Source organism: Desmonostoc vinosum (genome assembly GCF_059505385.1).
The window spans coordinates 1-10588 of record NZ_JCACKM010000200.1; the positions used below are offsets into that span (position 1 = coordinate 1).

General features: G+C 39.9%; 10 protein-coding genes. 3 read left to right on the plus strand and 7 right to left on the minus strand.

Annotation, left to right across the window (positions count from 1 at the left end; translation table 11 throughout):
• Positions 1–583: 583 nt before the first annotated feature.
• The gene (locus AC5JMF_RS24340; protein ID WP_495798280.1) at positions 584–913 is read left to right on the plus strand and encodes an STAS domain-containing protein; all 330 of its coding nucleotides are present in this window, start codon (positions 584–586) and stop codon (positions 911–913) included.
• On the opposite strand, the gene AC5JMF_RS24345 is transcribed toward AC5JMF_RS24340, so the two are convergent.
• The 6 genes from AC5JMF_RS24345 to gatB form a co-directional block, all read right to left on the minus strand.
• A complete protein-coding gene (locus AC5JMF_RS24345; RefSeq protein WP_495798281.1) occupies positions 914–2050 on the minus strand; it encodes a PP2C family protein-serine/threonine phosphatase in 1137 nt (378 codons plus the stop codon).
• 114 nt (positions 2051–2164) lie between these two features.
• Positions 2165–2932: a DUF1350 family protein gene (locus tag AC5JMF_RS24350; RefSeq protein WP_495798289.1), complete on the minus strand. Its 768-nt coding sequence runs from the start codon at positions 2930–2932 to the stop codon at positions 2165–2167.
• 90 nt (positions 2933–3022) lie between these two features.
• The gene (locus AC5JMF_RS24355; protein ID WP_495798282.1) at positions 3023–3742 is read right to left on the minus strand and encodes a hypothetical protein; all 720 of its coding nucleotides are present in this window, start codon (positions 3740–3742) and stop codon (positions 3023–3025) included.
• 263 nt (positions 3743–4005) lie between these two features.
• Positions 4006–4464 (minus strand): hypothetical protein, encoded by a 459-nt coding sequence (locus AC5JMF_RS24360; RefSeq protein ID WP_495798283.1) that lies wholly within the window; start codon positions 4462–4464, stop codon positions 4006–4008.
• A gap of 384 nt (positions 4465–4848) precedes the next feature.
• A complete protein-coding gene (gene argJ, locus AC5JMF_RS24365; protein ID WP_495798284.1) occupies positions 4849–6090 on the minus strand; it encodes a bifunctional ornithine acetyltransferase/N-acetylglutamate synthase in 1242 nt (413 codons plus the stop codon).
• A 387-nt stretch (positions 6091–6477) separates the two neighbouring features.
• Positions 6478–7977, minus strand: a complete 1500-nt coding sequence (gene gatB, locus AC5JMF_RS24370) for an Asp-tRNA(Asn)/Glu-tRNA(Gln) amidotransferase subunit GatB (protein WP_495798285.1) — start codon at positions 7975–7977, stop codon at positions 6478–6480.
• A 333-nt stretch (positions 7978–8310) separates the two neighbouring features.
• Between gatB and AC5JMF_RS24375 the strand changes: the two genes are divergently transcribed.
• Positions 8311–8580, plus strand: coding sequence for a hypothetical protein (locus AC5JMF_RS24375; RefSeq protein WP_495798286.1), 270 nt, complete (start codon positions 8311–8313; stop codon positions 8578–8580).
• Entirely contained in the window at positions 8577–9083 is a 507-nt protein-coding gene (locus AC5JMF_RS24380; protein WP_495798287.1) for a PIN domain-containing protein, read from the plus strand. Before AC5JMF_RS24375 ends, AC5JMF_RS24380 begins: the two co-directional genes overlap by 4 nt.
• 70 nt (positions 9084–9153) lie before the next feature.
• Here the strand turns inward: AC5JMF_RS24380 and AC5JMF_RS24385 are convergent, their stop codons facing one another.
• Positions 9154–10416 carry a flotillin family protein gene (locus AC5JMF_RS24385; RefSeq protein WP_495798288.1) on the minus strand — a complete coding sequence of 421 codons (1263 nt, stop codon included), beginning with the start codon at positions 10414–10416 and terminating at the stop codon, positions 9154–9156.
• Positions 10417–10588 lie beyond the last annotated feature (172 nt).

Consider the following 10588-nt stretch of genomic DNA (forward strand, 5'->3'; position numbering starts at 1 on the left):
GCTCTAAGCGAAGCTATGCCGCAGGCTTTACGCTGCGAAGCGCGTAATTCGTAATACACAAAACTTGCCAGTTATAGAACCGGGGGACTTAAACCCACGGAACTAGTTAACACTTAATGCTTAACAGGACTGGCTTCGCAGAAATTAAATATGATTTCTATACCAACAGGACTTAGGAAATGTAAAAAACAATCTGTATGAATAGAAAGTAGATTTTGGTGGCTCATAATTCGTGTAATAGACACCATAACAGAGTTCACAATCAAAGGATAAAAATGTTTTTTCTATACACTCACGCTTCTTTATACTCCTATAGCTTTTTTCTTAATAGATATAATGTGTTGAAAACAGCTTTTAATAAGTATTTTTCTATGTGCTGGAATTCGGAATTATACTAATAAGTTTAAAATAGGTATCAGACAAAATCACTGATAATTTGTCTTTTATAATCTAGAAGCACTGATAAAAACTATGTTTTGATTAATTCCTGATTTTTATCTGGTAAGCTTTTTTTAAATGCTATATGATTGGGATATACTAGCAAAAACAGGGCATCATTATCTATAAATCAGCGTGGCACATTATGAAAGAGCAAGTAAAAGTTATTAAACTCAGTGGTAAATTCAACGCCGCAACCTCACAAGAGTTTCGGCAAAAAATAACTCCAATTATCAGCGAAAATGTAGCCAAAATTGTGTTAGTTGATTTTCAAAATGTGACGTTTATGGATAGTTCTGGTCTAGGTGCTTTAGTATTGGCTTTTAAAACTCTACGTGCAGCTAATATAAAGTTAGTCGTTTGCTCAATTAATGAGCAAGTAAGGATATTACTTGAACTCACGAATATGGATAAGGTGTTTGAAATATTTCCTAGCCAAGAAGCGTTTAATCAAAACTTGGTATCTCAAAATTAATTAATCAAATTTAATCTGAAGGATAGATAGATCATCATCAAAGTTTTCTCTAGCATTCAATGCGATCAGGTAGTTTAGTACTTGCTCTAATTGGTCGTCAAAGGGATGCTGTAAGCTTACTAGTAGCTCAATAAAAGCATCCAAACTCCACAGAGTACCATCTGGTTTAGTAATTTCATAAGCTCCATCGCTGAAAATGTAAAGATTACTAAATCTTTCGATATTGCAAAATCCATCAACGTATTTTGCTTCTGGAAACATCCCAACTGGCATTCCAGAAGTTTTTAATAGTTTAACTTCAGAATTTTTGGGAGATTTCCCGGTGATTAAGATTGCTGGTGGGTGTCCGGCGCTAGCATAAATTAATTCGCGTTTGACTCTGTTATAAACTCCGTACCAAATTGTAAAGTACTTATCATTTTGATAGTTCATTTGAAAGGTATCATTTAAACCCTTTAGTACATCACTGGGTTGATAATAATTCAAACTTTTGAGGGCACGAGAACGCAGTAGATTCAGTACTGAAACAGAGGGAAGAGTGGCTTTAAGTCCGTGTCCGGCAGTGTCTAGTAAATAGATTGCTAGATAATTAGAATCAAGCCAATAGTAATCAAAACAATCGCCACCAAGTTGCCGCGAAGGTAGAAATCGGGAATTGATATTGAATGGCTCAATCATGGGAACAGGGAGAAGCGATCGCACGTATTCTGTCGCTTCTGCTAGTTCTGCCTCTAAAAGCAATTTTTGGGTTTGCAAATCCCGACTCAATTGATGTAGACGTAATCCTGCTCTGACTCGTGCTTGTAATTCTTTTTGCTCGATGGGTTTGGAGATAAAATCATCAGCACCAGCATCTAGCCCTTTGACGCGATCGGCAACGGAATCTAAGGATGTTAATAAAATAAAAAATGTAGTGGATAACTTGGGATCTGTCTTTATACGATGGCAAACTTCTAAACCATTCAATCCTGGCATCATCCAGTCACAAATTATTAGTGCTGGATGGCAAGCAAGTGCTTGGCTAATTCCTTCTTCTCCATCGCTGGTAGCAACTACTTCATAACCCTGTTTTTCTAACATCCTCTTCAGGAGTATTTGTATTGAATAGTCATCATCAATTACTAATATTTGAAACATAAAAAACGCGGGAGAGAATCATTAATAGTTTTAGTAAGATTTTTATATGTAATAGGAAATGATTATTTTTATGCTAAAACTTATCTGTTAATATTTTTTGAACAGCATAAAATCTCATGGAGGTGAAAGAGGATTAAGCCACAAAAGGATTGTACGTTGTAGCTGGTTCAAGTCTCGGTAAACTTCTTGCTTGAACCATTGGCCAAAGGCGTCAAAGGGAGTGAAAGACGCTCCACTTTGCCATTTGATATCTTGACCTAATGGTGTGGTGTGAGTTCCAGTTAAAATTTGTGCTGTCACCATTTCCGAAAAGCGTGCTTGCAAAATTTTGGTTAAAGCTGCTGATTGGTCAAGGTTATCGTTGTTAAATTTGATGAGTAAGTTACGGCGGACGTTATAGCGTTGTTGGACTAACTGGTTGGTTTCTAGAGGTGTTGGGGTAAACTCGATCGCAAAAGTAGTATTAAACTGTTCCACTAGGGGTATGGCATCGCGGGCAGCGTAGTTGTTGAAGGATATTAAAATATTGCCTGCGCGTTCGACTTTGAAGAGACTACCAATCAGTAGATGGAGTTTACAGCCCATGCTGTGACCAATACCGTAGATGGGGAGATAAAGTTTGCGTAATGCGCCAGAATCTTGTAGGCGTTCGAGAGTGCGGTCAAAGTTGAGTAGCACAGATTTGGCGATCGCAGTATGATCCAGCGTATTAACGAAAGGTGTAGCAATAATAACATATCCTTTACTGGCAAGTTGTTCTAATAATAAACGATAAGTTAAGTGGGGTGCAGTGGCGACGAATGCACCTCCCAAGAAATGAATGATACCGACGGGATTTCGGGGAATGATCACCCAGTTGCCTCTAATTTCTGTCCAGTCCATGCTAGTAAGCGATCGTTTCATGAATATTTCTTTATGTTAAACCGGGGATCGCTGTCGTGAGCAGGATTATAGAATCAGTTATCAGTTTATTTAACGCTGGCTCTGTAACCTTTTCATTTCGTGTTGCACATCTAATGCAATTTGCAGCGCTTCATTTAGCAGCCTTCCATGTTCAGTAGCTTGTTCGGTGACTTGCATGGCTGTTAAAGTTGCTAAATTATTGACAAATAACTCTGTGTTTTTGAGAATAAAGCTTTGATTTTCTCTTAATATTCTTTCTGTCTTTAAAGCACGAATCAAATCTGCTCTAGTGAGTTTAAGTGCTTCGACAATTGTTTCTCTTTCTTGGATAGTTACTTCTGAGTTACCTGCTTCTTCTATTTGGTCGTTGATGTCTATTGCTTTAATCACAGAATTATATCTATCAACATCGTTTAAGAGAATTTGCAATGAGCTTGTCATATTTCTTTTGACAAATTTAATTCTGTTTTTCCAGAGAACGTATAAAATAATTTGTGTAGCACCACCAACCCAAAGTCCTAAAACTATTAACAATATCCAAGATGGAGTTGTGAGCCAATTGGCAAATATTTTAACAATAACATCAAATATCAGATAGCAAAACACAAATGCAGAAAATCCAATAAAAGCTACAGTTACACCCTCGGAACCTTGAACTTTTGTGATAAATTCTTGGCTCAAGTTTTTCAGAGGGTTTGTAATGATTATAAGCTCATCCTTAACAGGCAAGTTAGTTAGTTTTTGTAGTTCCTTTCGACTAATTTCTAAGCCTTGTAAATCGTCCCGCACAGCTTTTAAATCCTTGCCAAAAGAGTTATTTAGTATAATATAGCAATCAAATTTAGGGAATGTTCACAAGATAGGTGTTTTGTCCAAAAAAATTTAAGTAAATTAATGTTTATAGGTAATGCAGGATTTTTGTACAGAATGATACTTTTTTCTCAGCTAATTAGATATAGTCTCCGCCAAAGAGGGAGACCGCGAATGATTTAGGATTGGTATATGACAAAAAACCAGGATGAAACTGTTCGCTACCCCAGCCAGAAGATTTTTCAGCAAGCCCTAAGTAGAGTTAACAGAGAATAGCCAGTAATAATCAAAAAGAAAAGGATGAGGGTAGAAAAGATTACTATATCTCTGGCAATAAATAATATCCAATCTTTTCTTAATTCTTGCTTAAATTTAATCTCTCGTAGTTTGCGCTCAAGTTCTGTGTCGGGTTGTGAATCTAAGTTAATTTTTGATATAACCAGTGGTTTTTCAACTTGATGAGCAATTATATTGGCTAAATCTATTGAATCTGCTTCTAAATTTTGATTTTCGTCTACAATCTGGAGATGTTTGCCTTTTTGCTTGGCTTCTGTTGCTATTTCCAAGAGTGCGATCGCCTTTATCAATACTTCCGCATTTTCTGCTTGAATTTGTTGAGATAGTTTATTTAGTGTCTGATAAAGTTCTGGTGAAAAATTAAAAATTAATTGAATGCGTTGAGTTTTTTCTTGTGAAGTCATATCGCTTCTGTGCAAAACGCTACATGTAGCAAGATTCCCAAAAGGTACACTCTGAATTCCAAAATGATTGTCATATCGTGTTCGTCTGAAGACTTATCGTTAGGGCTGACACGGAGACACGGGGGACAGGGAGAAATTTTAATAATAAGTAATTCCCGAACTTGATAAGCTAAAAAACATCTAAATTACATAATCAAATTAAATAAAACTCTTGTGGGGTGGGCATCTTGCCCGCCCTAATTATGCAAGTTATATATGGAACAGCTTATCAGGTGGAAACTGCCTATAGTTTGCTCAAACCCTGACTTTTATTTGATAAGCAGTGTCCACCCTACAGTTATTAAGAATGGTGCAAAATCTCAGTTATTTTTGAATTTTGAATTTTTAAGTTGTATATTCGGCGTTAATTTTCACATAATCATAACTCAAGTCACAACCCCAAGCTTTACTTGTACCATGACCATTGCCAACGCTGACGGAGATTAACACCGTATCTTCTTCAAGATAAGCACCAGCGGCCGCTTGTTTCAAATATGTACTCGCTGCTGGACGATTAAATGGCAAAGGTTGACCATTTTCTAGCATTAGGAAATTCCCTAATTTAATTTGGAGATTTTCTTGCTCAAACGGCACACCTGCACGTCCAGCGGCGGCGGCGATGCGTCCCCAGTTGGGATCACGTCCGAAGATTGCAGATTTAACTAGGGATGAACCAGCAATGGTTTTGGCGATTTGCCGAGCTGATTGTTCGTCATGTGCGCCTGTAACTTGCACTTCAATTAGACAAGTTGCCCCTTCACCATCACGAGCGATCGCCTTGGCTAAATGCTGGCATACTGCTGTTAACATTGCCTCTAATTTCTCTGCTTCTGCACCCATTTCGGTAATTGCTGGGGTGCGGGATTGGCCGTTTGCTAAGGCGATTAAGCTGTCATTGGTGCTGGTATCACCATCTACGGTGATGGAATTGAAACTTCTCTCAGCTGCCCTGGCTAACATTTGTTGCCAAAGATGGGGCGAAACTGCTGCGTCACAGGTGACAAATGCCAGCATTGTTGCCATGTTGGGGTGAATCATCCCGGAACCTTTGGCGATCCCACCAATTCGCACCGGGCGATCGGTGATAGTTGTCTCTAAGGCTATGGATTTTGTGACTAAATCTGTAGTGATAATTGCCCCAGCAGCGGCATCTGAGCCGGTTTCTGATAATGCTGCTACTAAGTTGGGAATTCCGGCTTTGAGTACTTCTATGGGAATTCTTTGCCCAATTACACCGGTAGAAGCTAGCAATACGGATTCGGAGGGTACTTTCAGTACTTGGGCTAATGCCATAGCTGACTCTAGGGCATCAAACCAGCCTTGAGTTCCTGTGGCGGCGTTGGCTTGTCCGGCGTTACATAAAATAGCACGGGCGCCGTGTTTGGCTTGCAAGCGTTGACGGCAATAATCGACACAGGCGGCTTTTACTTGGCTAGTAGTAAATACACCAGCTGCGATCGCTTCTACGTCTGACACTATCAAAGCTAAATCTGGCAACCCCGAAGGTTTTAGTCCTGCGGTAATTCCTGCCGCTTTGTATCCCCTAGCTGCTGTGACACCACCAGTTATCTTTTGCCAATCTGCCATTATCCTTTACATTCCATTGTCAAAAGGAGAGCCACTTTCAGTAACTTTCCAGATCATCAGAGTGCATTTTATTCATACTTTATATTATTCTGAGCGTTAACGTTCTTAAAGTATGTATTAATTACGAATTACTTACGAGCATCATAGAAATATAGGCAGTTAGGACATTATTGATTACTCAAAACCCTCAAATCACAGGGTTTATACTCCCCACTCCCCACTCCCCACTCCCTACTCCCCACTCCCCATAAATAAAGAGAGCCACTTAAGTAGCTCTCCAGATCATCAGGGTGCATCTACATACCATAGTCTAACATTTCCGATATGAGGGTCATCACCCGCTTTTTTGAGGTTTTGGTGAAGATTTTGTGAAAAAACTACCAAAAGCTAGGTATTGAGTTTTTTCTCTACTAGTTCGTTAGTTAACTTGGGATCGGCACGTTTGTCTGTCTTTTTTAATACTTGACCAACAAAGAAGCCCTTGAGGTTGGTGTTACCACTGCGATACTTTTCTAATTCTTTAGGGTTGGCGGCTATAACTTCATCAACGATTGGTTCTAATACACTAGGATCACTGATGAGTTCTTGACCAGCAAAAGCTTTCTCAGGAGAAACACCACTCAGTAAATCTGCTAGCTTTTCTTTAGCTTGAGCGTTGCTGATTTTACCTTTTTCGATGCGAGTAATTACATTAGCGAGATTAGCAGGGGTTAAGGCGATGTCGCCGATGTTGAGTTTTTGCTTGTTGAGGTAGGCGGCGATATCTTGAGTAATCCAGTTAGCTGCGGCTTTAGGATTTGCACCAGCTGCGATCGCAACTTCAAAATATTCAGCCACGAAACGCTCCTCTGTCAACACCCGCGCATCGTAAGCCGAAAGTCCCAAATCGCTTTCGTAATGGTGGCGTTTTTGGGCTGGTAGTTCTGGTAGTTCGCTACGCCACTTTTCTAACTGTTCGTTTGAGACTTCAATTGGTGCTAAATCTGGTTCGGGGAAGTAGCGGTAATCGCTGGAACCTTCCTTAGTTCGCATACTAATTGTACGTTGCGAACCTTCTTCCCACAAACGCGTTTCTTGGATGATCCGTTCTCCTGCTTCGACGGCGGCGATTTGTCGCTCAATTTCGTATTCAATCGCTCGTTGGATGGCGTTGAACGAGTTCATATTTTTAATTTCTACTTTGGTACCAAATTCCTTTTGTCCTACCGGACGTACAGAAATATTAACATCACAACGCAGAGATCCTTCTTGCATGTTGCCATCGCTGACACCAAGGTATCGTACAATTCGCCGTAATTCTTCAGCGTATTCAGCCGCTTCTTGCCCAGAACGCAAATCTGGTTCTGAGACGATTTCTACTAACGGTATACCTGCGCGGTTGTAGTCTACCAAAGAATAGGTAGAACCGGAAAGGCGAGTTTCGTTCCGAGAGGCTCCGCCAACGCTTGCTGCGTGTACCAATTTTCCGGCGTCTTCTTCCATATGTAGACGCGTAATACCAATACGTTTGCGAACTGGGTTGCCTTCTGCATCGACTAATTCAATTTCTAACCAACCATGTTCTGCGATTGGTAAGTCATATTGAGAAATTTGATAATTTTTAGGTAAGTCGGGATAAAAATACTGTTTACGGTCAAATTTGCTATATTTGGCGATTTGACAGTTGAGGGCTAAACCTGCCTTGACAGCATATTCTAGAACTTTTTGGTTGAGTACGGGCAAGACCCCTGGTAAACCCATGCAAACCGGGTCAATATTCATGTTAGGGTCAGCACCGAAGGCTGTAGAGCTGCTAGAAAAAATTTTGGTATTGGTACTCAGTTGACAATGGGTTTCAAGACCAATGATCGCTTCATACTTAGTTTTGACGGTCATAGCAGAGGTCATAGTGTCACTATTTAGGCATAATCTTTCTTTAGGGTACTATTGTAGCGGCGTCTTGGGTTGCTTTGGGGGTTGGATACACCTGTTATAGATAGGGGAATTACCCACTAATTGAGATTGGAAGTTTAAACGCAGAGGTTAGCGCAGCAAAAAGTCCCTCGTTCGCGTTCGCGTTCCGAAGGAAAGCTGAGTTCCTCGACGTAGGAAACTTTTCAAGACAGAGTAACGCGGAGTTTTTTAAATTTAACTTGCGACGAGTTTATGCAATGCTGTGCTGAACTATAAATGATCAATGACTATAATATTAATAAATTTAAAAAGTGAGAAATTCAAAAAATGATTGATGTAAAAACAGCTGTGAACGCTGCCTATGAGTATATTAAATCTTTACAAGATATAATGGGTTATTCATTACCAGATTTGAGGCTTGAAGAGGTTGAATTATCTGAAGATAAGGGTTTATGGTTGATTACATTAGGTTTTGATCGTGAAAAAGTTACAAGGAATCTTTTTAATTCTTCTCGACAAATTGAGCGTGTTTATAAACTATTTAGGATCAACTCGGAAACTGGGGAAGTAGAAGCGATGAAAATTAGACAAGTATGAAAGATGTCGTTGATTCTCTTATTCGCCGTTATCGCCACAAGGGAATTATAATTGATACCAATATTTTGCTTCTATTTTTAGTCGGCAGTGTCAATAAAGAACGGATATCAAGATTTAACAGAACTCAGCAATTTATCTCAGAAGATTACGAGCTACTGTTGCAAATCTTAAACTATTTTCAAAAATTTATAACGACACCTAATATTTTAACAGAAGTGAATAGCCTTGCAAATCAGCTAGGTGAACCTGAACGTTTTCAGTGCTTTGTAAGATTTGCTGAATTTGCTCAAAATGTGGCTATTTTGAATGAACATTATATTGAGAGTATTGTTGCTGTTAATACTGATAAATTTATTAAGTTCGGACTGACTGACTCTGGAATTCTAACTTTAGCTAGAGGGAAGTATCTTGTACTCACAGATGACTTGAAGTTAGCAAGTTACCTTCAAAGTATAAATATCGATGTGATTAACTTTAATAATATTCGTCTATTTAACTGGTAAGCTAATCAGTCTTTCAGGAGCTAGAATATTTCTTGATTATAGCTCCTTTAACTACGACAAAACTACAAAGTTAACCAATTTTTGGTGGTTTCTTGAGGTTGTTGCCTTCAGAATTGAGTTGATTGATTACCTTAGTAACATCGATACCAGTAGTTTGGCGTAACTGCTCTACAAAAGACGCGATTTTGGGAACATTATTACCATCAGTGGCATCAATTACGGTCAAATTTTGTACTTGTACTTCTGGTACTCCCGCAGCCAACATTTTCAATAGTGGTTCCAATTTTTGGAAGATGAAGATTTCCCGCGCTGATGTGCCGGCATTTTGCCAGGATTCTGCTAGACGGAGTGTTCCCGCTGCTTGGGCTTTGCCTTCTTCTACAATGCGAGATGCATCTCCTTTGGCTTTGGCGATCGCTTTTTGGCATTCGGCTTCTGCTGGTGCAACCACATCTGCTTGCAGTTGGTTTTCTACTTGTTTGATGCGTTCAGTTTGCACGGCTACTTCTGCTTGTACCTTTGCCACTTGAGCATTTACTACCGCCTCTACCTCCGCTATCATGGCTGTCCGCTTGGTGAGTGCATCTCTGACTCTGCGTTCTGCATCCGCTTTGGCAATTTCCAAATCTCGATCAATTTGTCTAAGTTTAGTAATGCGGTTGTTTTCAGAAGTTTTAATCACCGCCTCAGCTTTGGCTTTGGCTTCAGCTATGCGTGCATCTCGCAACAATTCGGCTTGTTGTTTGCGTCCAATAGAATCTAAATAACGTACCTCATCAAAGATATTCTTAATTTGCAGGTTGTCTAATATCAATCCCAGCTTTTCTAAATCATCCTCGGCTTCTTCTAGCAAGGTTTTAGCAAAGGTAATTTTATCTTCATTTACTTGTTCTGGCGTCAAATTTGCCAACACCCCCCGCAGATTTCCCTCTAGCGTTTCCTTGGCTAACTGTTCAATATCCTGGCGAGTTTTACCCAAAAGTCGCTCGATCGCATTATGTATCGTTGGTTCTTCCCCAGCAATTTTAATATTCGCCACCCCTTCTACTGTCAGGGGAATCCCGCCTTTAGAATATCCATTGGATACTTTTAGTTCAATAATCATGTTAGTCAAATCCATGCGGAAAGTTTTCTCCAACAGCGGGATTTGAATGCTACTACCTCCCTTAACCAAGCGGTATCCAACCGATCGGTTATCAATAACCGCAGTGCGACTACCAGCGAAAATTAGCACTTCGCTAGGCTGACAAATATAGTACAAATTCCGAATTACCCACCAACCAGCAGCAGTCCCAGTACCAAAAATACCTACAAGTAAAGCAATAATTTCCATGTTGTTTTTTCTCGATAATTTTAATGGGGAGTGGGGGGTAGTTCTTATGGGTAGGTTTTTTAGATTTCGCGTTTTGGTTGACGCGCTTACGCGCTTACACGGTGAGACAGCGAGTAAAGGAGGGTTTCCCTCCGCAGGCGACTGCGTTAGCGAGCTTGCGAGCGTCACCCGA

What these genes read in the sequence shown, in the direction of transcription:
- AC5JMF_RS24340 (WP_495798280.1), top strand. Translation starts at nt 584, where the DNA reads ATGAAAGAGCAAGTAAAAGTTATTAAACTCAGTGGTAAATTCAACGCC.
- AC5JMF_RS24345 (WP_495798281.1), bottom strand. Translation starts at nt 2,050, where the DNA reads ATGTTTCAAATATTAGTAATTGATGATGACTATTCAATACAAATACTC.
- AC5JMF_RS24350 (WP_495798289.1), bottom strand. Translation starts at nt 2,932, where the DNA reads ATGGACTGGACAGAAATTAGAGGCAACTGGGTGATCATTCCCCGAAAT.
- AC5JMF_RS24360 (WP_495798283.1), bottom strand. Translation starts at nt 4,464, where the DNA reads ATGACTTCACAAGAAAAAACTCAACGCATTCAATTAATTTTTAATTTT.
- argJ (WP_495798284.1), bottom strand. Translation starts at nt 6,090, where the DNA reads ATGGCAGATTGGCAAAAGATAACTGGTGGTGTCACAGCAGCTAGGGGA.
- gatB (WP_495798285.1), bottom strand. Translation starts at nt 7,977, where the DNA reads ATGACCTCTGCTATGACCGTCAAAACTAAGTATGAAGCGATCATTGGT.
- AC5JMF_RS24375 (WP_495798286.1), top strand. Translation starts at nt 8,311, where the DNA reads ATGATTGATGTAAAAACAGCTGTGAACGCTGCCTATGAGTATATTAAA.
- AC5JMF_RS24380 (WP_495798287.1), top strand. Translation starts at nt 8,577, where the DNA reads ATGAAAGATGTCGTTGATTCTCTTATTCGCCGTTATCGCCACAAGGGA.
- AC5JMF_RS24385 (WP_495798288.1), bottom strand. Translation starts at nt 10,416, where the DNA reads ATGGAAATTATTGCTTTACTTGTAGGTATTTTTGGTACTGGGACTGCT.